General features: G+C 72.7%; 24 protein-coding genes and 1 pseudogene. 9 read left to right on the top strand and 16 right to left on the bottom strand.

What is annotated here, in order from left to right:
- Positions 1-3: 3 nt before the first annotated feature.
- From FIV44_RS22235 to FIV44_RS22170, 15 genes are read right to left on the bottom strand one after another with little or no spacing between them, the layout of a single operon-like run.
- Positions 4-636, bottom strand: a complete 633-nt coding sequence (locus tag FIV44_RS22235; protein ID WP_219996134.1) for a DUF1345 domain-containing protein — start codon at positions 634-636, stop codon at positions 4-6.
- Between the two features lie 10 nt (positions 637-646).
- Positions 647-1978, bottom strand: coding sequence for a M20/M25/M40 family metallo-hydrolase (locus tag FIV44_RS22230; protein ID WP_141006345.1), 1332 nt, complete (start codon positions 1976-1978; stop codon positions 647-649).
- Positions 1975-2802, bottom strand: a complete 828-nt coding sequence (locus FIV44_RS22225) for an alpha/beta fold hydrolase (RefSeq protein ID WP_141006344.1) — start codon at positions 2800-2802, stop codon at positions 1975-1977. The genes FIV44_RS22230 and FIV44_RS22225 overlap by 4 nt, the downstream gene beginning before the upstream one ends.
- Positions 2799-2951, bottom strand: a complete 153-nt coding sequence (locus FIV44_RS30775) for a hypothetical protein (protein ID WP_181410762.1) — start codon at positions 2949-2951, stop codon at positions 2799-2801. The genes FIV44_RS22225 and FIV44_RS30775 overlap by 4 nt, the downstream gene beginning before the upstream one ends.
- A 23-nt stretch (positions 2952-2974) precedes the next feature.
- Complete coding sequence (locus tag FIV44_RS22220) at positions 2975-4267, bottom strand: Rieske 2Fe-2S domain-containing protein (protein ID WP_141006343.1); 1293 nt, start codon at positions 4265-4267, stop codon at positions 2975-2977.
- Positions 4268-4317: 50 nt separating this feature from the next.
- Positions 4318-5268, bottom strand: coding sequence for a PDR/VanB family oxidoreductase (locus tag FIV44_RS22215; protein ID WP_141006342.1), 951 nt, complete (start codon positions 5266-5268; stop codon positions 4318-4320).
- Positions 5265-6539 carry an MFS transporter gene (locus FIV44_RS22210; protein ID WP_141006341.1) on the bottom strand — a complete coding sequence of 425 codons (1275 nt, stop codon included), beginning with the start codon at positions 6537-6539 and terminating at the stop codon, positions 5265-5267. The genes FIV44_RS22215 and FIV44_RS22210 overlap by 4 nt, the downstream gene beginning before the upstream one ends.
- Before the next feature lie 20 nt (positions 6540-6559).
- Entirely contained in the window at positions 6560-7858 is a 1299-nt protein-coding gene (locus FIV44_RS22205; protein WP_141006340.1) for an MmgE/PrpD family protein, read from the bottom strand.
- Positions 7858-8877: an LLM class flavin-dependent oxidoreductase gene (locus FIV44_RS22200; protein ID WP_141006339.1), complete on the bottom strand. Its 1020-nt coding sequence runs from the start codon at positions 8875-8877 to the stop codon at positions 7858-7860. Before FIV44_RS22200 ends, FIV44_RS22205 begins: the two co-directional genes overlap by 1 nt.
- Positions 8874-9731 carry an alpha/beta fold hydrolase gene (locus FIV44_RS22195; protein ID WP_141006338.1) on the bottom strand — a complete coding sequence of 286 codons (858 nt, stop codon included), beginning with the start codon at positions 9729-9731 and terminating at the stop codon, positions 8874-8876. Before FIV44_RS22195 ends, FIV44_RS22200 begins: the two co-directional genes overlap by 4 nt.
- On the bottom strand, positions 9728-10678 hold the full coding sequence (locus FIV44_RS22190; RefSeq protein WP_141006337.1) for a DODA-type extradiol aromatic ring-opening family dioxygenase: 951 nt from the start codon (positions 10676-10678) through the stop codon (positions 9728-9730). The genes FIV44_RS22195 and FIV44_RS22190 overlap by 4 nt, the downstream gene beginning before the upstream one ends.
- A 38-nt stretch (positions 10679-10716) precedes the next feature.
- Positions 10717-11328, bottom strand: a complete 612-nt coding sequence (locus tag FIV44_RS22185) for a DUF1989 domain-containing protein (RefSeq protein ID WP_141006336.1) — start codon at positions 11326-11328, stop codon at positions 10717-10719.
- On the bottom strand, positions 11325-12497 hold the full coding sequence (locus FIV44_RS22180) for an FAD binding domain-containing protein (protein ID WP_141006335.1): 1173 nt from the start codon (positions 12495-12497) through the stop codon (positions 11325-11327). Before FIV44_RS22180 ends, FIV44_RS22185 begins: the two co-directional genes overlap by 4 nt.
- On the bottom strand, positions 12494-14728 hold the full coding sequence (locus FIV44_RS22175; protein ID WP_181410760.1) for a xanthine dehydrogenase family protein molybdopterin-binding subunit: 2235 nt from the start codon (positions 14726-14728) through the stop codon (positions 12494-12496). The genes FIV44_RS22180 and FIV44_RS22175 overlap by 4 nt, the downstream gene beginning before the upstream one ends.
- Positions 14725-15195, bottom strand: a complete 471-nt coding sequence (locus FIV44_RS22170; RefSeq protein ID WP_141006333.1) for a (2Fe-2S)-binding protein — start codon at positions 15193-15195, stop codon at positions 14725-14727. Before FIV44_RS22170 ends, FIV44_RS22175 begins: the two co-directional genes overlap by 4 nt.
- Positions 15196-15303: 108 nt before the next feature.
- On the opposite strand from FIV44_RS22170, the gene FIV44_RS22165 reads away from it, so the two are divergent.
- The gene (locus tag FIV44_RS22165; protein ID WP_141006332.1) at positions 15304-17730 is read left to right on the top strand and encodes a molybdopterin-dependent oxidoreductase; all 2427 of its coding nucleotides are present in this window, start codon (positions 15304-15306) and stop codon (positions 17728-17730) included.
- Here the strand turns inward: FIV44_RS22165 and FIV44_RS22160 are convergent.
- Positions 17645-18403 carry an IclR family transcriptional regulator gene (locus FIV44_RS22160; protein ID WP_141006331.1) on the bottom strand — a complete coding sequence of 253 codons (759 nt, stop codon included), beginning with the start codon at positions 18401-18403 and terminating at the stop codon, positions 17645-17647. The genes FIV44_RS22165 and FIV44_RS22160 overlap by 86 nt on opposite strands.
- Before the next feature lie 252 nt (positions 18404-18655).
- Between FIV44_RS22160 and FIV44_RS22155 the strand changes: the two genes are divergently transcribed.
- The 8 genes and pseudogenes from FIV44_RS22155 to FIV44_RS34170 form a co-directional block, all read left to right on the top strand.
- Positions 18656-19513, top strand: coding sequence for an ABC transporter ATP-binding protein (locus FIV44_RS22155; RefSeq protein WP_141006330.1), 858 nt, complete (start codon positions 18656-18658; stop codon positions 19511-19513).
- Between the two features lie 39 nt (positions 19514-19552).
- On the top strand, positions 19553-20554 hold the full coding sequence (locus FIV44_RS22150; RefSeq protein ID WP_141006329.1) for an ABC transporter substrate-binding protein: 1002 nt from the start codon (positions 19553-19555) through the stop codon (positions 20552-20554).
- An 87-nt stretch (positions 20555-20641) separates the two neighbouring features.
- Entirely contained in the window at positions 20642-21499 is an 858-nt protein-coding gene (locus FIV44_RS22145; protein WP_141006328.1) for an ABC transporter permease, read from the top strand.
- Entirely contained in the window at positions 21499-22254 is a 756-nt protein-coding gene (locus FIV44_RS22140; RefSeq protein ID WP_141006327.1) for an ABC transporter permease, read from the top strand. The genes FIV44_RS22145 and FIV44_RS22140 overlap by 1 nt, the downstream gene beginning before the upstream one ends.
- A 127-nt stretch (positions 22255-22381) precedes the next feature.
- Positions 22382-23080, top strand: coding sequence for a TetR/AcrR family transcriptional regulator (locus FIV44_RS22135; protein ID WP_141006326.1), 699 nt, complete (start codon positions 22382-22384; stop codon positions 23078-23080).
- Positions 23081-23144: 64 nt separating this feature from the next.
- Positions 23145-23858, top strand: coding sequence for a maleate cis-trans isomerase family protein (locus FIV44_RS22130; RefSeq protein WP_141006325.1), 714 nt, complete (start codon positions 23145-23147; stop codon positions 23856-23858).
- A gap of 4 nt (positions 23859-23862) precedes the next feature.
- Entirely contained in the window at positions 23863-24693 is an 831-nt protein-coding gene (locus FIV44_RS22125; protein ID WP_141006324.1) for an alpha/beta fold hydrolase, read from the top strand.
- Positions 24690-25547, top strand: a pseudogene (locus tag FIV44_RS34170) (asparaginase); the annotation flags it as partial. The gene FIV44_RS22125 and the pseudogene FIV44_RS34170, both read left to right, overlap by 4 nt.
- Positions 25548-25626 lie beyond the last annotated feature (79 nt).

Here is a 25626-nt window from a genome sequence, read left to right as displayed (position 1 = left end):
GGGTCAGGCGACGAGTCCCACGACCAGGTTGATGGTCGTGGCGATGATCGCCGCGCCGAAGACGTACGAGATCAGGCAGTGCCGGAGGACCACCGCGCGGATCTGCGAGCTCGAGACGCTGGTGTCGGAGACCTGGTAGGTCATGCCGAGGTTGTAGCTGAAGTAGAGGAAGTCCCGGAACGCCGGCTGATCGCTCGCGTTGAAGTCGATCCCGCCCGGCGTCCCGGTGTAGTAGAGATGGGCGTACCGGGTGGCGTACATCAGGTGCAGCGACGCCCACGCCGCGAACACGCCGCCGAGCGCCACCGCGGCGTCGGTCCGGCCCGCCCCGTCGCTGCCGACGAGGAGCAGCACCACCACCCCGCCGAGGCCGCCGAGGGCCGCCGCGGCGACGACCACCTCGTCGACGCCCGGGCTGAGGTCCTCGTGGGTCGCGTTGCCGCGGGTCGCGTCGGCGTCCATCGGCCAGAGCACCACCCAGCCGAGGACGACGTACACGACGCCCGCGGTCGCCACGGCGAGGAGCACGCCGAGCTGCGCCTCGAAGAGCGAGCCGAGCAGCGCCGCCGCCGTGCCCGCGACGACGGCGGACAGCAGCCGCGGCCATGCGGTCGCGCTGAGTGGTGGTCGCCTCACCCCGCCGACCCTAGAGGAGCGGCTCCGCCGGACGCGCCGTGCGGCTGGCCAGGGTGACGGCCGTGTGCACCAGATGCCGGGTGAGACGCTCCGCCTCGCGGAGGTCGACGACGTTCATGCCCGCGGGGAAGTCCAGCGGCAGCGGTGCGTCCGGACCGATCCGGTCCATCCCGATCCGTGCCGTGGGCAGCCCCTTCTGGCGCAGGATGTTGGCGTCGGTGGCGCCGCTGTTGGCGACGATCGGCCGGTGCGGCTCGCCGGCGAGCTCCTCCCACGCGGCGACGGCCGCCGCGACGACAGGGGCGTCGAGGGCGGTCGCCGTGCCGGGGATGGTCAGCCGCGAGCGCCAGCGCACCGCGAGCTCCGGGTGCCGGGCCCGGATCTCCTCGACGGCGGCGCCGAACTCCCGGCGGACGTCGGCGAGCGGGGTGCGCGGACTGGTGCGCAGGTCGACGTAGAACCGGCACAGGGCCGGGGTCACCGACGACATCCGGGGCCAGCCGCTCTCGATCGCGGACACGATGCCCTGGGGCGCGACCAGCCCGTCGGTGTGGCGTTCGGCGTACGCCGTGAACCACTCCTCGAGCTCGAGGACGACGACGGAGGCGCCCGCGATGGCGTTGCGGTACGGCATCCGGTGCCGGCTGCCGACATAGGAGAAGTTGCCCTCCACCTCGACCTCGAACCAGCACAGGCCGACCTCCTCCCACGCCACGGCCCAACCGGGCTTGGCGATCACGGCGTGGTCGGCCCAGACGCCCTGCTCGAGCATGAAGGAACAGCCTGCCCCCTGGCCCGCGTTGTGGCGGGTCAGGCCGCGCTCGATGCGGCCGTTGGTCGGCATGCCCCCCGCGCCGAGACCCACCAGGACACTGCCCGGGAGGTCGATCCCGGCGGCCGCGATCGCCTCGGCGGCGGCCATCACGCAGGCCGCATGGCCCTTGGGGTTGGACGCCCCGAGTCCGAGCACGTGGTCGCCGTGCACGCGCGCCCGGGGCTGCATGTCCTCGCGCAGCTCGGGGCCGATCCAGGGCACGTCCTCGTCGGCGTCGCCGACGGTCAGGGTGTCGATGGGCGCGTAGAGCAGCACGTCCTCGCCGCCGCCCGTGCCGGCCAGCTCGCCGACCGCGTTCGCCTGCCGGTCGTCGAGCCACTGGGTGCGCGCCGGGATCCCGTGGGCGTCGAGCTGCCCCGCGGCCCACTGCGCGAGCTCGCCCTCCTCGCCGGTCGGCGAGGGGATGTCGACGAGGCCGACGACCAGCTCGGCCAGCCGGTCGCGGTCGATCTCCTCCCAGGCGGCGGCGATCGCGGTCCGTACGGCGCTCGGGTCCGGTGACGTCATGGCTCTCCTCGGGTCCAGGACAGGTGGGCGCGCGCCAGCTCGGCGGTGCGCTCGGGGAACTCGGACTGGGGGTGGTGGGCGGCGCCGGCCACCACGGCCGCGGAGCCGCGGGACAGGCCGTCCGCGAGCCAGCTGGCGTACGCCGGCTCACCGAACGGGTCGTGCTCGCCCCACAGCACGAGGGTCTCGGCGCGCACTTCGCCGAGCAGGCCGGAGAGGTCGTCCGGCTCGCCGAGGAGGCTCGGGTCGGTCGCGACGGCCAGGCTCGCCGGAGACACGCTCGCGGCGTGCCGGATCCGGACGAGCTCGGCCGGGATCCGGCCGGGCTCGCGCCACTCCAGCGCCAGCACCGTCTCCCGCAGTCGCTCGGGGGTCGGCTCGCCCTCGCTGTAGTACGCCGTCCGGGCCCGCGGGCCCAGCGCCGGGTCGGCCGCGATGCCGGGCGGCGCCGGGAGCGGCTGGCTCCCGCAGGCGACCAGCCGGCCGACCAGCTCGGGGCGGCGGGCGGACAGGACCATCGCCACGATCCCGCCGAGCGAGGTCGTGAGGATGTCGCACCGCGCCACCGCGCCGTCGTCGAGCACCGCGGCCAGCGCATCGGCGCAGCCCGCCATCCGCGGACCGCGGCCGTCGGGCAGTGGCGAGGAGCCGTAGCCGGGCAGGTCGACCAGGAGCAGGTCCCGGTCGGCCAGGTGCGGCAGCAGGGCGCGGAAGTCCGCCGCGGCGTGGCAGCCGGGTCCGCCTCCGTGCAGGACCACGAGCGGCGGCCCCGACGCTCCCCCACCGCGCCGCTGGACGGCGAGGCGGGGGCGGTCGTCGCTCATCGCTGCGAGGCGGGCCGGTCCTGCCGGCGTACGTCGCGCACGACCGTGCCGGTCAGGCGCAGCAGCACCGCCTGCACCAGCCGAGGCGCTACGGCCAGGACGGCGAGCACGGCCAGGATGCGGAGCAGTGCCAACGGGCGAAGGTTCATCCTCGGAGTCCTCTCGGGTCGGGTCATTCGACCGGGGGCCGGCGCTTCGAGCCGGGCGTGCGGTCGACCTGGACGGTCGGCGCCACCTGCTCGACGTGACGACGGATCGCCGTCAGCGACAGGTCGGGGCGGTAGAGCTTCTCCGGCGGGGCGTTCATCACGTCGACCATCCAGGCGTCCTGGCCGGTGAACTGGCCGTGGAAGAGCCACCGGATGGCGGTGAGGTACTTCGCCTTGAAGATCGAGGCCTTCGCGCCCTTCTCGAAGCGCACGATGATCTGCACGTAGCGGACCTGGTCCTCGTTGACGGGGACGTACCACTCGAAGTGGATGAACTCCGGGTAGGCGACGCGCAGCAGGCCGGGCAGCCGGAAGGACACGAAGCCGGGGATGTCCAGCGCCTTGATGACCGGGTTGACCCGCTTGCCCTTGCCCGGGGCGTCGGGCAGCGGCATCCGCTTCCACCAGCGCTTGTTGGTCCACGTCCCGAGACCGGGGAACTCGGCCTCCCAGTGCACCTCGTCCTGCACCCGGATCAGCCAGCCGTCCTCCTCGACGATGCGCGTCATGTTCCACGCGGGCATCACCTTGAACAGCCGCCACAGCGCCGTGTTGTGGAGGTACTTCGCGTGGCCCTCGTCGAAGCCGTTCTCGGCCGCGAAGCGCCAGTTGCCCTCGCGGATGTCCCAGCGGCCGCCCATCACGAAGTCGTTGTCGAGCAGCTCGTCGGGGATGTCCCGCTCGACCGGCGGGACATCGTCGCCCTGGGCGTCGCCGACGTAGACCCAGACCAGGCCGAGGCGCTGCTCGACGGGGTACGTCGACACCTTGACCTTGTTGTTGATCGGCGAGTCCGGCCCGTCGGTCAGCGCCGCGCACATCCGGCCGCTGTCGAGCTCGTAGGTCCAGCCGTGGTAGGGGCAGCTGATCGTGCCCTCGTACTGGCGCCGGCCCAGCGAGAGCGGCACCCCGCGATGAGGGCAGCGGTCGTGCAGACCGAAGATCTCGTCCTTCTCGCGGACCAGGACGATCCGCTCGCCGAGCAGCTCGATCGGCACCGGCTTCCTGCCCACCTGCTCGGCCCACATGACGGGGTACCAGTAGTCGCGGAAGCCGAGCTCGGCGGCGTCGTACAGAGGCCACGACGACCAGTCGTTGCCGTGCTCGTTCGATCCCGTCGTACGTCGGGCGGCGTGCGGCCTACGGCCCGCGGGGGCACGCCGCGGGGCGGGCGGCGCCTCACCCGGCAGGCGGCGTCTGGCCGCCTTGCGCTCGGGCGCGTCCGTCGTCGACTGCTCGTTCTCGGTGAGGCTCATCGTCGTTTCCTTCCTCCAGGTTCACGTCGTTGCCGGGCTCGGCTGCCGTGTCAGATGTCCAGGACGAGCTCGGGCGTGCGGGCGCGGGAGACGCAGACCGCGAGCGTGGTGTCGTCGCTCTCCCCTGGGGAGCGGAACGAGTCCCGGTGGTCGGGCTCGCCCTGCAGCACCCGTACCTCGCAGGAGCCGCACACGCCGTCGCGGCAGGCGTTCGCGACGCTGATGCCCACCGTCTCGAGGGCGTCGAGGATGCTCTCGTCGGCGGCCACGGCGACGGTGACGTCGGACTTCGCGCAGCGCACCGTCACCGGCGCGGACTCCAGCCCGGAGAGGTCCTTGCCCGCGAACCGCTCCACGTTCAGGGCGCCCTCGGGCCACGTCTCGCACGCACCCTCGACCGCGTCGATCAGGCCCGTCGGGCCACAGCAGTAGACCGCGGTGCCCTCCTCGGGGTCCGCCAGGATCCCGGCGATGTCGAGCCGGCCGGCTTCGTCCTCCGGCTGGATCCGGACCCGGTCGCCGTAGCCCGCGAGCAGGTCCCGGAAGGCCATCGACGAGCGCGTGCGGCCGCCGTACACGAGCCGCCACGGCACCCGCTCGGCCTCGGCCTGGCGGATCATCGGGAGGATCGGCGTGATGCCGATGCCGCCGGCGATGAACAGATAGCGCTTGGCGGGCACCAACTCGAAGTGGTTGCGCGGACCGCCGACCTCGACCAGGTCTCCCGGACGGGCCTCGTCGTGGATGTGGCTCGACCCGCCCCGCGACTCCGGCTCGGCGAGCACGCCCACGACGTAGCGGTCACGGTCGGCCGGGTCCCCGCACAACGAGTACTGCCGCACCACCTCGGGCAGCCCGACGTCGATGTGGGCGCCCGGCGTCCACGCAGGCAGGATCCCACCCTCCGGATCGACGAGCTCGAGGCTCAGTACGCCGTCGGCCTCGATCCGCATCGCGCCGATCATCAGGTCCAAGACGCCCTCGTCGTCCCAGTCGGTCATAGCACCACTCCGCCTCTCACCCAACGTTGTCTGGCATGAGCGATCAACGCGGCCGATGCGGCCGCGGCGATCGCGATGACGTACCAGGCCGGCCCGTAGCGGCCGGGCCCGGCGACGGCGGCGAACAGGAGCGGTCCGCACACACCGCCGAAGAAGACGCCGCCCTGGGTCAGGCCGGTGACGGCCGCGATGCTGTGCGGGCGCGCCTGCGTGACGCTCAGGTTGAACAGGCCGTTCCAGCCCCAGCCGAGCCCGTAGGCGGCGAGCGCCCCGACGAGGAACCCCCAGCCCGATCCGGTGCCCAGCAGCACGTAGCCGAGGGCGCCGCCGGCCAGCATCATCCCGACGACCCGCAGCGAGTCCGCCCCCTGGTGGCGTCCGCCCGACCAGGACGCGATCACCCGGGCGGCGATGCAGGTCAGGCTGCCGGCCATCTGGACGGCGCCCACGACCTGCGGGGACACCCCGGCGTGCTGGCCGGTGACGGCGAGGAAGGACGGCAGGGTCGTCGCGGCGATCGACGCCAGGAACGCACCGCCGACCAGTGCCGCGACCAGGGACGGTCCGCCGACCGCGCCGGCGAAGGCCCCTCCGCCCTCCTGGTCCGCGTAGGCCCGGGCTCGGGGCGCACGGTGAGCGGCGGCCGGACCGGACGGGATGACCAGCTGCACGGCCGCCACCAGGCCGGCGACCGCCCAGACGGCGGGGCGCCACGAGCTGGAGCCGCCCACCGCGGCGAGCAGGGCGCCGGCGATGAGGGTCGACGCGGGGATCGCGGACTGCACGGCGCCGAAGGCGACCGCGCGGGTCCGGCCGGGACCGATGCCCGACAGGATCTGGTTGGACGCCGGCTGCACGAGCGAGTTGGGGATCCCGATCAGGGTCAGGGCGGCCACGACGGCCGCCGCGCTGCCCGCCAGGGCGACGCCGACCAGACCGAGCATGCTGCCGGCGGCGGCGAGCCGCAGAGCGGTCGCCGGACCGCACCACGCGACGAACCGGCCGGAGAACGGCGAGAGCAGGGCCGAGACCGCGTAGTAGCCGGCCACCGCCGTCGCGACGTCGCCCGCCCCGAAGGCCATGGTGCGACCCATCTGGATGGCGAGCGTGCCGACCAGGAAGGGGGCACGGAGACCGCCACGAGCGTGCCGAGCACCCCGGCGACGGCGCGGACGCCCGTCGTCGTACTCGGTTCGATCGTGCTGGTCATGGTCCGGCTCCTTTCGCCGTACGTTGTACCGTACAAGAAAGGACGGCGGGTGGGAAGGCATTCGCCCTCAATGGGCCGAGCTCAGCGACGCTCGGCGAGGAGCCGGGTCAGTTCGCGCGGCGCGAGGCCGCCGGCCGTCTCACCCGGGAGCGCCGTCCAGCGCGGGTCGCCGTCGAACAGCACGCCGAGCTTGCGCGTGACGACCTCCGCCGGATCGAGCTCGAGCCGCAGCGGCTCGCGATGCCGCACGACATCGCCCCGCGCCGAGGTCACGGTGAGCTCGACCGCGTCGGCTGCGGGGACCGGCACCAGCATGAGCTCACCCCCGAAGGCGGTCGCGGGGTCGGCGGTCCGGAAGTACCGGACGTCCCGCTCCCGTCCCTCGGCAACCGCGCCCACCGAGTAGGCCAGGCTCGCGGCCGCCTCGGGTGGGCCGTCCACGACGCGGTCGGTCGAGATGTAGGCCGTCATCGCAGCGGGCAGCGTCACCTCGACGGCGCTCGCCGTGCCGATCGCCGCGCGGCCGGCCCGTCCCGCGAGGCACTCCAGACCGCGGATCACGGCCTGCAGCGGGGTCGAGCACGGGAACTCCTTGTGCATCCCCTCGACGATGCGAGGCCCGCCGTCGACGGATCCGTCCGCCGGTACGGCGAAGGCCCGGCGGGCGGGGCCGTCGAGGAGCGTCGGCGAGGCGCGCAGCCCGGCCGCGGCGCGCAGGGCCGCCCGCAGGCCCGCCGCCGCGGCATCGCCGAGGAGCACGTAGTGCCCGTCGGCGAAGACGTCCTCGCTGAGCAGGCCTCCCACCGACGCGGACGCGAGGGCCAGCGCCCACCGGGTCCGCTCCTCGTCGAGCCCGAGCAGGCACGACGCCGTCATCGCGGCGCCCAGCCGCCCCGCCACGGACCCCGGCCACCAGGAGGACCGGTACAGCCGCGGCCCGCCCAGCAGCTCGGCCGCGACGGCGGTGACCTCGTAGCCTGCGGCGACCGCGGCCAGCAGCTCCGGGCCCGAGGTGTCCGTCCGGGCACCGAGGTGCACGGCGAGCGGCACCACCACGGCACCGGGCACCGTGCCCGACGCCGGGTGCACGGCGTCCAGCTCGTCGATGTGGGCGGCGGTCACATCGACGACGAGCGCGTCCGTCCGGGCCCGGCCGACGTCCGGCGCCGCCAGCGGCGTCCATCCGCCGTCGACCGGCGCCGGGTCCTGGGAGTCCAGCAGCCGGCCCAGCGTCGGGTGCCCGGCGCCGACCACCAGGCAGGCCAGGGTGTCGATGCTCAGCAGCCCGGCCGCTCGCGCCACGCCCTTCTCGCCCGCGCGCGCCAGGGCGGCGGCCGCCGTACCGCGGCGGACGAGGGTCGCGAGCGTGGCCCCGGCCATCAGCGGGCAGGCACCCCGAGCACCTCCGCGCCGACCTCCTCGACGAGGTCGCGCGGCAGGTCGTAGGAGCCGACGTGCTGGAGGAACACCGAGGTCGCGCCGGCCCGCTCGACCAGGTCGAGCTTGGCGGCGATCTCGGCCGGAGTGCCGAACAGGCAGAACTCCTGGGCGAAGCGCACCGCGTCCGCATCGCTGACCCACCGGCCGCAGACGTCGACCGCGAGGTCCCAGTCCTCGGCGTGCACGAGGTCGGGATAGACCTCCGGCACGTGGACGGGCACCTCGATCTCGATGCCGGCGGCGCGCAGCGCGGCCTGGCCGCCGTGCTGGGCGATCCCCGCGCAGATCGGCTTGAGGACCCGCGCGTCCCGCTCGATGTCGTCGCTGACCCGGGCATGGGCGGAGACGATGATCCGGACGTCCTCGGGCGCCTTGCCCGCCTCGCGCGCACCGGCCTCGACGAGACCGCGGGAGCGAGCGACGGCCTCCGCGGAGACGCCGCTCAGCAGGATCGCGCCATCGGCGATCTCGCCGGCGAGCCGGAGGTTGCGCGGACCGCTCGCGGCCAGCAGGACCGGCACTCCCGGATGCGGGTCCCGCATCCGGGAGCTGACCGGTCCGTAGTCGACGGTCTCGCCGGCCAGGCTGGCACGGATCACGCCCACCCCGGCACGGAGGTCGTCCTGGCGGCTCGGTCGGAGCCCGACCGGCTCGACCGAGCTGTTGCCGACCCCCAGGCCCAGGTCGAACCGGCCGACGGCGATCTCGCCGATGGTGCGGGTCAGGCCGGCGACGACACTGGGGTGCCGGGTGACGACATTGCTGACCGCCGTGCCGATCCGGATCGAGTCCGTCGCCAGCGCCACGGCGTAGGCGGTGAGGAAGGCGTCGCGCCACAGGACCTGGGAGTCGGGCAGGAACACCTGGGCGAAGCCGAGGTCCTCGGCTCGTCGGGCGAGCTGCGCCACCTCGTCGGCGCGGGTGCACGGAGGCAGCCGGATGCCGATCGGCAGGCTCATGCGAGCGCGCCGCTGCGGCCGAGGAACTCGCGGGCCTCCTTGTTGAAGCGGTCCGCGTGCTCGTGCTGGGGCCAGTGGCCGCACTCGCCGTAGATCTCCAGCTCCGAGCCGGGGATGGACGCATGCATGCGCTGTGCCTCGGGGACGTCGCCGAACGGGTTCTCGGCGCCCCACACGATGCGCGTGGGCGCCGCGATCCGAGCCATCTGCTCGGGCGAGAGCAGGTCCTCGACCCGGTTCTCCATGGTCTGCAGGCACAGCAGGCGGTCGATGCGGGCGACGAACTCGGGGCGGTGGTAGATCGCGTGCCGGACGTCGACGAGCTCGTCGGAGACGTTCGCGGCGTCGTACATGAGGAGCTCGAGCCGCTGGCGGGTGAGCGCGATGTCGTCGCTCTCGACCGCGGCCCGGGTGCTCGTGCGGATGCGCTCCATGACGGGAGGGTTCGCGACCGTGCCGCCGGGGGCGACCAGGATCAGGCTGCCGACCCGGTCGGGATGGTCGGCGGCGAGCCGGCCGGCCACCCAGCCGCCCAGCGACTCGCCGATGAAGTGCGCCTTCGCGATGCCCTGGGCGTCCAGGTAGGCGAGCACGTGCTCGACGTAGCGCGGGATCCGGTAGTCGGCGTCGGGCCCCTCGGTGTAGCCGTGGCCGACCATGTCCACGGCATGGCAGTCGAACTCGTCGGAGAGCACCGTGAGGTTGCGGACGAAGGCCTCCAGGTGGCCGCTCGTCCCGTGCAGCATGATGATCGGGTCGCCGGCGCCGGCCCGCACGTAGCGGGTGCGGAGCCCGCCGGCGTCGATGAAGCCGTGGCGGTAGTCGGTCGTGCTCAGCTGGGTCCACAGGGTCATGCTCGGTCTCCTTCGTCGAGCGGCTCGAACAGAGCCACTGCCATTCCGGTCAGCCATTCGTCCACCGGGGCGTAGGCCAGGGTCGTGCCGCGGCCGGCGCCGACGGCAGCCGTCATCGCGATCCAGGAGCGCACCTCCTGGGCGCCGTTGCCGGCCTCCTTCTCGATCTCGTCGCTCGTCTTCGCGATCGTGCGCGACAGGTCGCCGGCGGCGAGCTGCTCGAGGAAGTCCGCGTCGAACGCGGGATTGATCTGGGCCGGAGCGGCGCGGATGATCTGACGGCGCCGGACCTCGAACTCCTTCCACTGCTCGCGACCGTTGAGCCAGGCCTCGACCAGGAAGCGGTCGTCGTCGGACAGGGTCTGCGACCAGTCGGGCCAGGGCAGCCGGTGCGAGAGGCCGCCGGAGGCGATGACGACGATCCGCTGGTCCCGGCCGTCGGACTCCAGGGCGGCACGCAGCGTTCGGCCGATGGCCTCGGCTCGCGCCAGGGGGATCAGCGGCGGCGCGAACATGTTGAGCACGATCGGCACGATCGGCACGTCGAGCGCGGGCACGAGATGCTGCAGACCGTGCGTGATGCCGTGGTCCACCGTGAGCCGCAGCGAGAACGCGGGGTCGAACGAGCTGTCGACCAGGGTGTCGACGATGTGCTTGGCCAGGTCCCGGTCGACCGGGAGCGGTCCGGCCGGGGTGTTCGCCTCACCGGCGCCGATCACCTCGGAGACGCCGACCGTGATCGACGGCATCAGGTCCAGGAAGAGCCCCCGGAAGTGGTTGCTGCCGATGACCACGACGGCGTCCGGCCGCGCGGCCGCGATGGCGTCGGCCGCCCGGCCCAGGCCGTCGCGGAACTCGTGGGCCGCCGGCAGGTGGTCGACCTCGTCCCAGTGCGTGTTCATCAGCGTGCTGTGGGATGCCCCCACGCCCAGCACGATCCGGCTCATGGCACCACTCCTTCATTTGTCCCGTACATCGTACGGTACTAATAGCGCCACGTCGACAGTCCGACGGCAGAAGGTTCGAAGCCGTTGCACGGGTTGCGCTCCTGCGGACAGGCCGACACCGCGACCAGCAGGTCGCGCTCGGCCCGCAGGTCGACGTGGTCGCCCGGACCGCTCGTCGGCGCCACGATCTCCATCCCGCCGTCGCCGGCCACGGCGATGTTCATGAACAGGGACGCACACGCGTCCAGCTCGAGGTCCATCGCCCCGGCGATGCGGCCGGCCAGGCTGAGGACCAGGTTCTCGCGGCAGCTGCCGCCCGGCGCGGCGCCGTACCGGAAGGCGTTGGTCTCGGCGCTGCAACAGCCGCCGCCGAACCAGTGGACGCCCGCGGTGTCGGCCACCACCGCGGCCAGCGGCCGGGCCCGCTTGGAGTACAGGACGTGGCCGGCGGTGATCCGGGTGGTCCGGTTCAGCAGCTGGGTGTAGATGCACGACAGCCAGTCCCGCGGGTCGTCGAGGGGCGCGAGCACGACGTCGGCGGCCTGCTGCCCGGCCAGGTCCTCGACCCGCAGCACATCACCCGCCTCGAGGACGAACGCCGGGAGGTGGGACCTGGCCGGGACGATCTCGGCCCACAGCGGCTCGCTCATCGCGTCGCTGCGCGGTCGACGTCCGCACGCGTCGCGGTCACCGACTCCAGCACGTGCTCCGCGAGACCCGCGACCGCGTCCAGCTTCCAGCCGTTGCCGGGCAGCGGGTGCGCCTCGCGGTCCAGCTCACGGTCCAGCACGGCGCGCAGCTGCGCGGCGGTCGGCGCGGTCCGGCCCCGCAGCCAGTGCTCGGCCTCCGCGGCCCGCCACGGCACCGGAGCCACCGCGCCGAGGACGAGCCGGGCCTCGACCCAGGTGCCGGATGCGTCGATCTCGCCCGAGATCGCCGCCGAGGCGGTGGCGAAGTCGCCGGTGTACAGGTTGAGCTTGCGGAAGGCGCTGCGCCGACGCACGGCCGCGGCCGGGACGACGATCTCGACGACGACCTCGCCCGGACGCAGCGCGGTCTCTCCCGGTCCGACGAAGAACTCCTCGATCGTCAGCGTCCGACGATCGCTCGCGGCGGCCAGCTCGACGCGGGCGTCCAGCGCGGTCAGCACCGTGGCCAGGTCGGACGGCGTGACGGCCTGGCAGCGGTGCCCGTCGATCACCGCATGCTGGAAGCGATGGTCGCCCATGACGGCGTAGCAGGGACTCGTGACGCCGTTGCGCTTGTAGCAGGAGAAGCCGTTGCGGAAGAACCAGCACCTCTTCTCCTGGACCAGGTTCCCGGCCACGGTGGCCACGTTGCGGATCTGCGCGGAGGCGATCGAGTCGATCGCGTCCGCGATCACCGGCACCGTCTCACGGGTGGCCTCGGCGAGCTCGGCGAGGGTCACCGCGGCGCCGCAGTGGAGCGCGCCGTCCTCCGCCCACCGGACTGCGCGCAGGGCGAGCACACTGCGCGTCGACACCAGGACGGTGGCGGGAGCGGCCTCCCGGCGTCGCTCGACCAGGGCGTCGCTGCCGCCGCCGATCACCTGCGCGCCGGCCGCCGCCTCGCGCACGACGGCGTCCAGGTCGCCGGGCGCACTCAGCGAGGTGACCCCGTCCGGGTCGGCGACGCCGGTGCCGACGCCGCGACCGAACCGGGTGCCCCAGCGGTGGAGGACATGGTGCAGGCCCAGCGGGTAGAGCGCGCGCATCAACGCGATCCACCAGCGGCCGGGCCGCCGCCAGATCCGGTGGTGGCGCCGCCGGCCCTCCTTCTCCGCGAGCGCGGTGATCACCTTGTCGGGGTGAGGGGCAGCTCGCGGATGCGCACGCCCACCGCGTCCTGCACGGCATTGGCCAGCGCGGCGCCGGGCGGGATGATCGACATCTCTCCCACGCTCTTGGCACCGTAGGGTCCCGCCGGGTCGTGCGCGTTGACGATGACCGGGCGCACCGACGGCACGTCGGCGGAGCGGGGCATCGCGTAGTGCAGGTAGCTGGTGTTGATGATCCGCCCGCCCTCGCGGACCAGCTCCTCGCCGAGTGCCGCGCCGATCCCCATCACCGCACCGCCCGCGATCTGTCCTTCGACCGCGGTCGGGTTGATCGCCCGGCCGACGTCGTGGGCCGCCACGTAGTCGAGGAGCTCGACGGCGCCGGTACGCCGGTCCACCTCGACGTAGGCGCCGTGCGCGGCATAGGCGTAGGTGGGCGAGAGATTGGCCGTCGACCTCCCGGGCGCGAGGGGCTCGGTTCCCTCGAGCAGGTAGACCGTCTCGTGGGAGAGCACGCCGTCCACGGCGTCGTCGCTGAGCCGGACCAGGTCTCCGAGCGACACGGAGTCGTGCTCCGCGACGGCCCGGCCGTCGCGGAGCACGACGTCCTGCGCGCCGAGCTTCGCCCGCGCCAGGTCCCGCAGCCGCCCGGCCAGCTCGCCGGCCGCCTTGCCGACGGAGGAGCCGGTCATGTGGGTGCCGCGCGAGGACCAGGCGCCGAGCTCGAAGGGGGTCTGCTCGCTGTCCATCGACAGCACCTCGACGTCGGCGAGGTCGACCCCGAGCTCGTCGGCGGCGATCTGCGCCAGGATGGTGCTCTGCCCGGTCCCCGCATCGGACCCGCCGTACCGGACCCGGACCCGGCCGTCGTCGAAGACGTCGATCGCAGCGTCGCTGCGGTTGGCCAGCTCGTAGGCATAGGCGCCGCTGCCGTGGCTGCCGGCGGCGACGCCGACCCCGCGGTCGGGACGAGGGTCGGCGCGACGGCGGTCCCAGTCCAGCTCGGTGCGCACCGCGTCGAGACAGTCGGCGAGACGAGCCGTCGTGACGTCGTAGCCGCACAGCGTGGTCGTGTACTCGCGGTTGACGTTGCGCAGGCGCATCTCGAGCGGGTCCAGCCCGAGGCGGTCGGCCAGCTCGTCCATCTGCGACTCGGCCGCGAGGGAGACCTGCGGTGTGCCGTACCCGCGGAACTGCCCGCCCGGCTGGGTGGCGGTGTCGATCAGCCGGGCCTCCAGGACCGCACCGTCCGGGCGGTACATCGAGCCCAGGGTGATCGCACCGACCCTCATCACGGAGGGTCCCATGTGGTTGTAGGAGCCGTTGTCGACGCGGATGTCGCTCTCGTACAGCCGGACCAGGCCGTCCTCGTCGGCGGAGGTGCGCAACCAGGTCTCGAAGCGGTGCCGCGGCTTGTTGGCCCCGAGCTCCTCCTCACGCGTCAGACTCAGCAGCACGGGGCGGTTCGCCTTGCGGGAGAGCGCCGCAGCGAGCACCTCGTGCTCCGATGCCTTGGACTTCGAGCCGAACCCGCCGCCCGTGGCGACTTCACGGAAGATCACCTGGTCGTGATCGAGACCGAGCAGCTGGGAGACCTCCTTGCCGATGAACCACGGAGCCTGGGTCGAGGTCCACAGCTCCACGGTGCCGTCCGCCTGGTTCCACCGGGCCAGCGTCGTGTTGGTCTCCATGCAGGCGTGCGAGACGCTGGGGTAGACGAAACGACCCTCGACGGCGGCGTGGGCATGCGCCCGGCCGGTCGTCGCGTCACCCCACTCGGTCTGGAACAGGACCGAGACGTTGGGCTCGCCGGTGGTCCGCTCGTGCAGCCGCCGCGCGCCGGGGGCCGTCGCCTCGGCGAGGGTCAACGGCGCCTTGCGCGGGCGGTACCTGACCCGGATCGCCGCCAGTGCCGCCACCGCCTGCACAGCGGTCTCGGCCGCGACGGCGGCGACCTCCTGACCGACATGCCGGACCGTGCCCCGCGCCAGCGGCGGCCGGTCGGACAGGGGTGCGCCGCGGTGGATGTAGACCGCGTCCGGAGCGAAGTCGGCCGCCGTGATCACCGCGAGCACTCCGGGCATCCGCTCCGCGCGCGAGGTGTCGAGGGCCACGATGTCCGCATAGGGATGGGGAGAACGGAGCACCGCCGCGTGCAGTGCGGGCAGGCGGAGGTCGGCGGCGAAGAGGGTGCTGCCGTCGGTGCGCGCCGCCCAGTCGTGCGGGCGCTGGGCGGTGCCGACGTAGCTCACACGCCCACTCCCGCCCGGCGCTCGGCGACCTCGACCACGGCGGCGACGATGGCCTGGTAGCCGGTGCACCGGCAGATGTTGCCGGACATCTGGTGCCGGACCACCTCCGGATCGAGGCCGGCCCGCCCCGCCTCCTCGCGCAGCAGCGCCGTCGCCCGGACGAGCTGGCCGGGAGTGCAGAAGCCGCACTGGAAGGCTCCGCGGTCGGCGAACTCCTCCCGCAGGTCGCGGATCTCCTCGGCGAGCCCCTCGATCGTCTCGACCTCGCCGTCGACCAGCGCCGCGGGCTGGATGCAGGACATGGTCGCCCGGCCGTCGACCAGCACGGTGCAGGCACCGCACTCGCCCCGCTCGCAGGCGATCTTGGTCCCGGTCAGCCCGACGCGCTCGCGCAGCACCGCCGCGAGGGACTCGGCGCCCTGCACGTCGACCGCGACCTGCTCGCCGTTGATCTTCAAGCGTTGCATGCCACCCTCCTCACCGCGACCGGACATCGCGACAGCTGACTTTATCTCGCATTTCCGTACGTTGTACCGGACACTATGAAAGCAGAACCGCCCGACAGAGGAGTGCCCATGCCCGACGCGACCGGCGCCCAGCCCCCGGCCGGAGCCCCGACGACGACCCACTGGGGGCGCTATCGGGTCCGGGTCAGCGACGGGGAGGTCGCCGGACTCGACCCCGCTCCGGACGACCGCGAGCCCTCGCCGATCGGGCGCTCGCTCACCGACGGGCGGACCGCCGCGGCCCGGATCCTGCAGCCGATGGTGCGCACCGGCTATCTGCGGCACGGCCCACGACACCGAGACAACACCCGGGGCGACGACACCTTCACGCCCATCGCCTGGGAGGACTCCCTGGACCTGGTCGCGGACGAGCTGCGCCGGGTGTACGCCGAGCACGGCCCCGCCTCCGTCTACGGCGGGTCGTACGGCTGGGCCAGCGCGGGCCGGTTCCACCACGCACAGAGCCAGGTCCACCGCTTCCTCAACCTGGCCGGCGGCTACACCGGGTCCACCGGGACCTACAGCTACCACGCCATGCAACGCACGGTGCCGCACGTGGTCGGGATCAGCGCCGAGCAGCTGATGCTCGAGCTGCCCTCGTGGGAGCAGGTCGCCGAGCACGCCGAGCTCGTCGTGGCGTTCGGCGGCCTGGCGCCGAAGAACAGCCAGGTCAGCCCGGGCGGTGTCCACCGGCACCGGGCAGCGGAGGGACGAGCGCACTGCCGGGCCGCCGGCGTCCGCTTCGTCAACGTCGGACCGTGCCGCGACGACCTCCCCGACGCCGACGAGTGGATCGCACCGCGGCCCCACACCGACGTCGCGCTGATGCTGGCCGTGTGCGAGCACATCATCGACACCGGGCGCCACGACCTCCGGTTCCTGACCGAGTGCTGCACCGGCTTCGACCGCTTCCACGCCTATCTCGACGGCCGGCAGGACGGCATCCGCAAGGACCCGGCCTGGGCCGCGGAGGTCTGCGCGATCCCGGCGGAGACCATCGTCCGGCTGGCCGAGGAGATCGCCGCGCGACGGACCCTGATCACCATGAGCTGGTCGATGCAGCGTGCCCAGCACGGCGAGCAGCCCTGCTGGGCGGTGATCGCGCTGGCGGCGGTGTCGGGACACCTGGGCCGTACCGGCCGTGGCGCGGGCCTCGGATTCGGGACCCACCACAGCACCGGGATCGCCGGGCTCCGGCATCCGGTCGCGGCGCTCCCCCAGCGAGCCGACGCTGCGCCCAGACTGCCCGCCATCCCGGTCGCCCGCATCGCCGACCTGCTGCTGTCCCCGGGCGCCGAGATCGACTTCGACGGCGACCGGGTCGTCTTCCCCGACATCCGGCTCGTGTACTGGTGCGGAGGCAACCCGTTCCATCACCACCAGGACCTCAACCGGCTCACGGCGGCCTGGCAGGTGCCGGAGACGGTCGTCGTGCACGAGCCGTTCTGGACGGCGTCGGCACGGCATGCCGACATCGTGCTGCCCACGACCGTGATGCTGGAGCGCGACGACTTCGCCCACGGCCGCTTCGAGTCGGCGCTCTCGGCGATGCACCGCGCGGTCGACCCGCCCGCCGGCGTACGCGACGACTACGAGATCTTCACGCTGCTGGCGGAGCGCCTGGGCTTCGCGGACTCCTTCGCGGAGGGCCGCGCGGCGCAGGAGTGGGTACGCCACCTCTACGAGGAGACCCGCATCCGCCTGGCGGCGGCGGGCACCACGCTGCCCGACTTCGCGGCGTTCTGGCGCGCCGGGGAGGCCGTGCTGGCCGACGATCCGGCCGCCCTCCGGCCGAGCGGGGCGCTGGAGCTGCTGCGCCGCGATCCGGTCGCCCACCCGCTGCCGACTCCCAGCGGCCGGGTCGAGCTGTTCAGCGAGACCGTCGCCGGCTTCGGGTACGCCGACTGCCCGGGCCACCCGGCCTGGCTGGAGCCTGCCGAGTGGCTCGGCGGCGAAGGTGCAGCGCGCCACCCACTGCAGCTGGTGTCGAACCAGCCGGCGACGCGGCTGCACAGCCAGCTCGACCACGGCGTCGTCAGTCGCGAGAGCAAGGTGGCCGGCCGGGAGCCGGTCTCCCTCCATCCCGACGACGCGCGTCGGCGCGGCATCGCCGAGGGCGACGTCGTGCGCGTCTTCAACGACCGCGGCGCGTGCCTGGCCGGGGCGCGGGTCACGCCGGAGGTGATGAGCGGCGTCGTCGTGATGGCCACCGGGGCGTGGTACGACCCGGTCGCGCCGGGCGGCCTGGACCGGCACGGCAACCCCAACGTGCTCACCGCTGACCGGCGCACCTCGGCGCTGGCCCAGGGCCCGGCGTCGGGCACCACGCTGGTCGAGGTCGAGGCGTGGTCCGGCCCGGCGCCGGAGGTGAGGAGCTTCCAGCCGCCGGAGCTCGCCGACGCGGGGTGGCTCAGCCGAACATCTCCTCGCCGGGCGGCTGGCGACGTTCGCGAGCGGTGCGCAGGTGCCGGGCCAGACCGAGGGCCGAGGTCTTGACCGCCGCCGCGAGCTGCGGCATCCGGTAGGCGGAGACCGGCACGGAGATCGACATCGCCGCCACGGCGACTCCCTGCACCAGCACCGGCGCCGCCACGCACTCGCGACCGAGGGTGGCCTCCTCGCGCTCGAAGGCCAGGCCGGTGGCGCGGACCTCGGCGAGCTCTCGCTCCAGGCGCTCCGGGTCGACGATGGACTTGTTCGTGATGGCGCGCAGTGGTCGCTGCAGGTACTCGGCGCGCACCTCCTCGCCGCTGAACGCCAGCAGCGCCTTGCCGATCCCGGTGCAGCCCAACGGCAGCCGGCCCCCCACCCGCGAGGGCAGGCCGAGATCGGAATGCCCGTGGATCTTCTCGACGTACACCACGTCGGCCCCCTCGCGGACGCCGAGGTGGACCGTCTCGTGCGTCGCCATGAAGAGGTCCTGGAGGAAGGGACGGGCAGCGACCCGCAGCTCCTGCTCCACCGAGACCAGGCTGCTGAGCTCGAACAGCCCGATGCCCAGCTGGTAGCCGCCGTCGTCCTGTGCGAGCAACCGTTGCTCGACCAGGCTGTTGGCCAGCCGGTGCACCGTCGACAGCGGCAGGGAGGTCCGCCGCGCCAGGTCCGAGAGCCGCAACTGCTGAGCCCCACCGTCGAAGGCGCGGAGGATGCGCAGACACTTGTCCAGCATGTTCGGCTGGTCACGGGCTTGCTTCCGCTCCACGGAACTTCCCTCCTCTGCGATCCCCCGAAGGGACCGTGCCACACAGCCGGCACCCGGCGGATGCTGCCGGCCACCGGAAATGTTTCGTCTGGGAAAAGTTTCCCGAACGGGCTCCCATTCCGCCGGATGGAACTGTACCGTACGTCGTACGCACGTGTTCGCCGTCACATGACGGACCCCGCGACCGGGCACCCGGACGCGACCGGAAGGGAATGACAGATGACGACTTCGCTCGAGCCGACACAGGTCGAGGACCGCGTTCCCGCGCGCACGATCCTCGAGGTCAGTGAGCTCCGCAAGCGGTACGCCCCGGATCGGCCCCTGGTCTGCGACGGCCTCACGTTCCAGGTGCGGGAGGGCGAGTTCGTCGCCATCATCGGCCCGTCCGGGTGCGGCAAGTCGACCCTGCTGCGGATGATGTCCGGCATCCTCAGGCCGACATCGGGCACGGTGAGCCTGCACGGACGGACCATCAGCAAGCCGCCGCCCGAGATGGCCCTGGTCTTCCAGGACTACACCCGCTCGCTCTACCCGTGGCTGACCGTCGAGCGCAACGTCCGCTTCCCCCTCGCCAGGGACAGGTCCCTCTCCAAGGCCGAGAAGGCCGAGCGGGTGGCGCGCGCCCTGGACAACGTGGGGCTGACCGGCTTCGAGTCCTACCACCCCGGCGCGCTGTCCGGTGGCATGCAGCAGCGCGTCTCGATCGCGCGCGCGCTGGCCTTCCAGCCGCAGATCCTGCTGCTCGACGAGCCGTTCGCCTCCGTCGACGCCCTGACGAAGGAGGGCCTCGAGGACACCCTGCTCGACGTCCGTGACCGGATGCAGGACGCCGGCAACACCATGCTGATGGTCACCCACGACATCGACGAGGCCATCTACCTGGCCGACCGGATCGTGGTGCTGAGCAAGCCGCCGTGCATGGTCGCCGAGGAGCTGGTCATCGACCTGCCGAAGCCGCGCAACCAGATCGAGACCCGCAGCCACCCGGAGTTCCTGCGGATCCGCGCGCACATCCACGACGTCATGGGACTCACCGACCAGCGCCGCGGCGCGGGCGGCTCCCCGACGACCCACTGAGAAGTCCCCTGAAGAGATTAGGAAAGCAGGTCACACACCATGCGCAACCACAAGACGATGGGCGGACTGGTCGCACTCGCCTTCGCGGCCTCCACCGTCCTGAGTGCCTGCGGAGGAGACTCGGGCGGCTCCGAGGTGAAGACCAATGAGGACGGCACAGCCAGCATCACCATCGCCACGGTGGGCTCGGACTCCGGCTCGCAGGCGTTCATCGCCGAGAAGGAGGGCTTCTTCGAGGACCACGGCCTCGATGTCGAGGTGAAGATCGTCGCCAACGTCCCCGAGCTCGCGGCCGCCGTCGAGTCCGGCGACGCCCAGTTCGCCCTGACCTCGCCCACGTCGATCGCGTCGGCCAAGTCGGCCGGCGTCGACTTCACCATCGTCGCCGGTGGCGCGGTGTACACCGTCGACAACCCCGGCGTGTGGATCATGGTCCCCGAGGGGAGCGACATCGACTCGCCCGCCGACCTCAAGGGCAAGACGATCGCGGTGAACGCGCTCAACACCATGCCGCACCTCTCGACCCTGGCCACGCTCGAGGCCGCGGGCGTGGACGTCGACGCGAAGTCGCTGGACGTCGTCACCTTGGACTTCACCCAGGTCGGCCAGGCCTTCGAGAGCGGCCAGGTCGACGCGGCGACCGTGACCGCGCCGTTCAACTACCAGATCGAGGGCGACGGCCTGGGCCACGCGATCGCGTCGCCGTACGACGCCGTCAACGACAGCGAGGACTTCTACAACACGATCTGGTTCGGCCAGGGGTCGCTGGCGCAGAAGCAGCCCGACGTGGTGAAGAAGTTCCAGGACGCCCTGCGCGACACCAACGCCTGGGCCAACGACCCGGCCAACGAGGCCGAGCGCAAGCAGATCCTCCAGGAGTACACCGACCTGGCCGACGAGACGCTGGACGGCCTGCAGCTGCTGCAGTTCGGTGACGACGTGACGCCCGAGCTGATCCAGCCGGTCATCGACATCATGAAGCACTTCGAGGTGCTTCCCCGGCCGATCGAGGCCGACGACATCATCGCCGACGTCAAGTGATCCGCGTGCTGGTGGAGGCCCGAGCGGGCCTCCACCAGCACCGATCGTGAACGACACGAGCTGGCCGAGCGCCGGAGGGAAAGAACGATGAGTGCCACCACCGCCGAGCGGGTCGACGCACCCGGTGCCGACCGACCGGGGGCCGCCGCCCGCCGCAGACGACCGACGCGACGGTGGCGCTCCGCCGTCAACCTGCGGGGCCTGGTCTTCGCGATCGGACTGGTGCTGCTCCTGGAGCTGCTCACCGCGACGGTCGTGACCTCGGTCTACGTCCCACGGCCCTCGGAGATCGGCGGCGCGCTGATCTCGGAGCTGCAGCGCGGCGACCTGATGAGCGGCATCGGCATCACCCTCGGCGCCTACCTGCAGGGCCTGGCGATCGCGGCCGTCGCCGGCGTCGTGCTGGGCGCCGGACTGGGCGCCTCCGACCTGGCCTACAACACCTTCCGGATCCTCATCGAATTCCTCCGGCCGCTGCCCTCCGTCGCCCTGATCCCCTTCTCGATCCTGCTCCTGGGCGTGGGCACCACGACCACCGTGGCCATGATCGTCTTCGCATCCTTCTGGCCGATCCTGTTCAACACCTACTACGGCGTGCGCGCCGTCAATCCGGTGGCGATCGAGTCGGCGCGGATCTTCGGCCTCAACCGGCGCCAGGTCTTCTTCCGGGTGCAGATCCCGAGTGCGGCGGTCAACATCGCGGCGGGCATCCGGATCAGCTCCGCGATCGCCCTGATCCTCGTCATCACCGTCGAGATCCTCACCCGCAGCGGCGGACTCGGCTACTACATCGTGCGGATGCAGGTCGCCATCCGCACCGAGGACATGTACGCCGGCATCTTCGTGGTCGGCGTGATCGGCTATGTCGTCGCCCTGGCGGTCGCGGGCCTGGAGCGGCGGGTCATCTTCTGGAACTCCGACATCCGAGAGGGCGGTGACCGGTGATGCGGTCGGCACTCACTACTCGCCTGCTGCCCTGGGTGGCGCCCCTGCTCGTGCTCGTCGTCTGGGAGTACGCCGGGCGCCACACGACCAGCATCTACCTCCCGCCGGCCAGCGAGGTGGCCAAGGCGCTGCGCGACGACTGGATGTGGGAGCACACCACCCAGGACCTGCTCCCCAGCCTGAGACGGTTCGCCCTCGGCTATGTCGCCGGCAGCGCGCTGGGCATCGTCGTAGGTCTGGCGATCGGGTCCTCCCGCCGGGTCGCCCAGTACACCGGTCCGACGCTGGAGTTCCTGCGGGCGCTGCCGGCCGTGGCCGTGATGCCGGTCGCGATCCTGCTCTTCGGGCTCGGCGACGGCATGCGGATCTCGATCATCGCCTTCGGCGTGCTGTTCCCCGTCCTGGTCAACACGGCGTCCGGAGCACGCAGCTGCCGGCAGGAGCGGATCGACGTCGCCGAGATTTTCGGCCTCAGCCGGATCGAGGTGATCCGCCGGGTGATCCTCCCGTCGGCGGTCCCGATGATCTCGGCCGGGCTGCGGGTCGGCCTGCCGATCGCCCTGATCATGATGGTCGTCTCGGAGCTCGTGGGCGGCAAGAACGGCATCGGGTTCTACCTGACCCAGGCCCAGTCGCTGTTCGACATCGCCGGCATGTTCTCGGCCCTGGTCATCCTCGGTGTCCTCGGCAACCTGATCAACTGGCTCTACGTGCGGATCGAGACCAGGCAGCTGCACTGGGGCGCACACCTGTAGGGATGGCGGTCGCGCCCGCGACGGCGGCAGTTGTCGTACTGTGTACGACGACATCAGCGGGTAGCCCCTGCCGCACCAGAGGAGACATGGGAAACGTGACCGAGACAGCGCCGGACGGCGGCCCACGGTGAGCCCCAAGGAGAGGCGCAGCGGAAGCCGCGGCAAGATCAGCCGGGAGGCGATCGTCGCCGCGGCGCTCGAGGTCTCCGACTCGAGCGCCGGCCTCGACGCCGTCACGGTGCGGAGCCTGGCCACCAAGCTCGGCACCGGCACGATGACCCTCTACGGCTACTTCCGCAGCAAGGACGAGATCCTGGACGCGATGGCCGACCACGTGATGAGCGGGATCGAGCTGCCGCCGGTGGAGGAGGAGACGCCCGAGGAGGCGCTGCGCGCCGTGGCGCAGGCGTTCGTCAAGCTGATGACCGAGCATCCGAGCGTCTCCTGGCTCCTCTCCTCGCGGGTCACGCGGTCCCACGCCTCACTCAAGGCGGCGATGGAGGACGTGCTCCAGCGCCTGGTGAACGCCGGGATCCCCGCCGAGACCGCCGTGCGCTGCTACGGCCTGCTCATCCAGTTCGCCCTGGGATTCGCCGCCTACCAGGCGCCGCGCCAGTGGGGCGCGGCCGGCGGCGAGGACGGCGCGGAGCTGCGCCGCCAGCAGCAGCACTACTGGGCCGGGCTCCCGGCCACCGAGTTCCCCCTGGTGGTGGAGCTGGCTCCGCAGCTGGTGATGCTGCCGACCGAGGCACAGTTCGACTGGGGCATGGAGCTCCTGGTCGAGGTGCTCGCTCGCGCTCTCGAGACCGAGGCGCAGCGCTCCTGAACTGACCGTTGCTCGACTCGTACATGATCCCGTACGCTGTACTAAACCTACAGAGGGGATCACCGTGGGCATCGGCTTCGGCACTGCGGCGCGCGTCGGTCACCTGTACCCCTCCGGCGGCCTGTGCGACTACGAGGTCCAGCTGATGGCGCCCTCCGGCGTCCAGTTCCTCACCACCCGGATGCCGTTCCGGCGCACCGGCGTGGCCGACGATCTGGCGCTGGCCGAAGGCCTGGAGGCCCATGCCGCCCTGCTCGCCGACGCGGCCGTCGACCTGATCGCCTTCAACTGCACGGCGGCGAGCATGCTGCTCGGCCCCGCCCGGGTCAACGAGCGGATCACCGCCGCCACCGGCATCCCGAGCGTCACCACGATCGAAGCCGTCCTCGAGGCTCTCGCACATCTCGGCGCCCACCGCCTCGTGCTGCTCGACCCGTACCCCCAGGAGGTGGAGGAGGCCGAGGTCGCCCACCTCGCCGCCGCCGGCCACGAGGTCGTCGCTCGCGGCGGCCCGGAGTGCGCGACCCCGGTGGAGCAGGGCTGCCTGACGCCCGAGGAGTGGCGGCGGATCGCGCGCGCCGCCGACGCGCGCCGCGCGGACGCCGTACTGATCAGCTGCGCAGGCGCCCAGGTGGCCGCCAGCATCGCGGAGATCGAGGACGCACTGGGCATCCCGGTGGTGGCCAGCAACCAGGCACTGCTGTGGAAGGTCCTGCGCATGCTCGACCTGCCGGCACCGGTTCCCGGCTACGGCCGACTACTGAGCGAGGAGTCCTGAAGGCATGTCCGACGAGCAGAGGTCCGGGCCACCGGCGATCGCGAAGGGCTACGCGGACTCGCGCTTCGGCCAGCTGCACTACGCCGAGAGCGGCTCCGGCGCACCGGTGCTCCTCCTGCACCAGACGCCGCGCTCCTGGGACGAGTACCGCGACGTGCTGCCCCTCCTGGGCGCGGGCCGGCACGCCATCGCCATGGACACCCTCGGTTTCGGGGCCTCGGCCCGCACGTCCGAACCGTTCCGCATCGAGCTGTTCGCCGACGCCGTCGAGGATCTCGTCGACACGCTCGGACTGACCGGGGTGAGCCTGGTCGGACACCACACCGGTGGCGTGGTCGCGATCGAGGTCGCCGCCCGCCGTGGCGAGCAGATCGAGAGCCTGGTCCTCTCCGGCGTCCCGTACGTCGACGCCGCCCGGCGCGCCCGGGTGGCCGGCGCGACGCCGATCGACCACGTCACACCCGCCGCCGACGGCAGCCACCTCGGCGAGCTGTGGAACCGGCGCCGCTCGTTCTACCCCGCCGACCGCCCGGACCTGCTGGCCCGCCTGGTCGCCGACGGCCTGCGGGTGATCGACCGGGTCGAGGAGGGCCACCGCGCGGTGAACGCCTACCGGATGGAGGAGCGGATCCAGCAGGTTCGCACCCGCACTCTCGTGCTGTGCGGCGAGGACGACGGCTACTCGCTGCCCGACGTCCCCCGGCTGTGCGCCTCGATCCCCGGCGCCGTCTCGGCGGTGCTCCCGGGGACCGGGGTCGCGTCCGTCGACCATCGTCCCGACCTCTTCGCCGCGACCGTCGCCGCGTTCCTCGACGACGGAGCGCCGGGACGGTGAGCGCCGGTCTCCCGGTCCACTGGCTCAGCCTCGGCGGCACGCTCCAGGCGCATGGACACGATCCGCTGGACACCGACCGGTACTGGCGGACCGGCCGCTCGCTGCCGCCCGAGGAGGTGCTCGAGCCGGTCCGCCCACTGGTCGGGCCGGTGAGCATCGAGGCCGTCGAGGCCCGTCCGAGCCACGACCTCGCGCCGGAGGCCCTGCTCGGCCTGGTCGCCCGGCTGCGCGCGCTGGATCCGACCGCCGTCGCCGGCGCGGTGGTCTCGCTGGGGTCCAACGGGCTGGAGGAGGTCGCCTTCCTGATCTGGCTGCTCGGCGCCCGGGTGCCGGTGGCCGTGACGGCTGCGATGCGGCCGCCCACGGCCATCGGCAGCGATGCCCTGCCCAACCTCGTCGACGCCCTCGCGGTGGCGCGCTCCCCCGGGGTTCGCGAGCACGGCGTCGTCGTGGTCTCCGACGGCGCCGTCCTGCACCCGGCGGAGGCGATGAAGAGCCACAGCTCCCGGGTGGACTCCTTCCGGGCCAGCGCGACCCCCGTCGGCGAGATCCGCACCGGCGTGCCGCGGTGGAGCCGTCGGGCCCGGACCGGACCGCTGCGCGACGCTCCGCTGCCGGCCGGCCTGGCGCCGGTCGAGATCGTCACGTCCTACGTCGGCGCCGACGGGGCGGCGGTGCGCTCGGCGGTCGAGCGGGGAGTGAGCGGGATCGTCTCCGCCGGGACCGGCGCGGGGTTCCCCACCGGCGGCGAGCGGCTCGCCCTCGAGGACGCCGCCGCCCGCGGGGTCGTGGTGTGCCAGGCCCAGCGCACGCCGTACGGCTCCACGGCGCCGGCCGGCGAGCCGCTGCTGTGCGCGCGGGAACTGACCCCCCAGAAGGCCCGGCTGCTGCTGGCCGTCGCCCTCGCGCCCGGGGCCGGCCTCCCCTCGGTGA

The sequence above is a fragment of the Nocardioides humi genome (assembly GCF_006494775.1).
GTDB lineage: Bacteria > Actinomycetota > Actinomycetes > Propionibacteriales > Nocardioidaceae > Nocardioides > Nocardioides humi.
This window is presented reverse-complemented; position numbering and strand designations above follow the sequence as displayed.

Coding starts and splice junctions, on each gene's coding strand:
- FIV44_RS22230 (WP_141006345.1), bottom strand. CDS start 1,978: ATGACGTCACCGGACCCGAGCGCCGTACGGACCGCGATCGCCGCCGCC.
- FIV44_RS22225 (WP_141006344.1), bottom strand. CDS start 2,802: ATGAGCGACGACCGCCCCCGCCTCGCCGTCCAGCGGCGCGGTGGGGGA.
- FIV44_RS30775 (WP_181410762.1), bottom strand. CDS start 2,951: ATGAACCTTCGCCCGTTGGCACTGCTCCGCATCCTGGCCGTGCTCGCC.
- FIV44_RS22220 (WP_141006343.1), bottom strand. CDS start 4,267: ATGAGCCTCACCGAGAACGAGCAGTCGACGACGGACGCGCCCGAGCGC.
- FIV44_RS22215 (WP_141006342.1), bottom strand. CDS start 5,268: ATGACCGACTGGGACGACGAGGGCGTCTTGGACCTGATGATCGGCGCG.
- FIV44_RS22210 (WP_141006341.1), bottom strand. CDS start 6,539: ATGCCTTCCCACCCGCCGTCCTTTCTTGTACGGTACAACGTACGGCGA.
- FIV44_RS22205 (WP_141006340.1), bottom strand. CDS start 7,858: ATGGCCGGGGCCACGCTCGCGACCCTCGTCCGCCGCGGTACGGCGGCC.
- FIV44_RS22200 (WP_141006339.1), bottom strand. CDS start 8,877: ATGAGCCTGCCGATCGGCATCCGGCTGCCTCCGTGCACCCGCGCCGAC.
- FIV44_RS22195 (WP_141006338.1), bottom strand. CDS start 9,731: ATGACCCTGTGGACCCAGCTGAGCACGACCGACTACCGCCACGGCTTC.
- FIV44_RS22190 (WP_141006337.1), bottom strand. CDS start 10,678: ATGAGCCGGATCGTGCTGGGCGTGGGGGCATCCCACAGCACGCTGATG.
- FIV44_RS22185 (WP_141006336.1), bottom strand. CDS start 11,328: ATGAGCGAGCCGCTGTGGGCCGAGATCGTCCCGGCCAGGTCCCACCTC.
- FIV44_RS22170 (WP_141006333.1), bottom strand. CDS start 15,195: ATGCAACGCTTGAAGATCAACGGCGAGCAGGTCGCGGTCGACGTGCAG.
- FIV44_RS22165 (WP_141006332.1), top strand. CDS start 15,304: ATGCCCGACGCGACCGGCGCCCAGCCCCCGGCCGGAGCCCCGACGACG.
- FIV44_RS22160 (WP_141006331.1), bottom strand. CDS start 18,403: ATGCTGGACAAGTGTCTGCGCATCCTCCGCGCCTTCGACGGTGGGGCT.
- FIV44_RS22155 (WP_141006330.1), top strand. CDS start 18,656: ATGACGACTTCGCTCGAGCCGACACAGGTCGAGGACCGCGTTCCCGCG.
- FIV44_RS22150 (WP_141006329.1), top strand. CDS start 19,553: ATGCGCAACCACAAGACGATGGGCGGACTGGTCGCACTCGCCTTCGCG.
- FIV44_RS22145 (WP_141006328.1), top strand. CDS start 20,642: ATGAGTGCCACCACCGCCGAGCGGGTCGACGCACCCGGTGCCGACCGA.
- FIV44_RS22140 (WP_141006327.1), top strand. CDS start 21,499: ATGCGGTCGGCACTCACTACTCGCCTGCTGCCCTGGGTGGCGCCCCTG.
- FIV44_RS22125 (WP_141006324.1), top strand. CDS start 23,863: ATGTCCGACGAGCAGAGGTCCGGGCCACCGGCGATCGCGAAGGGCTAC.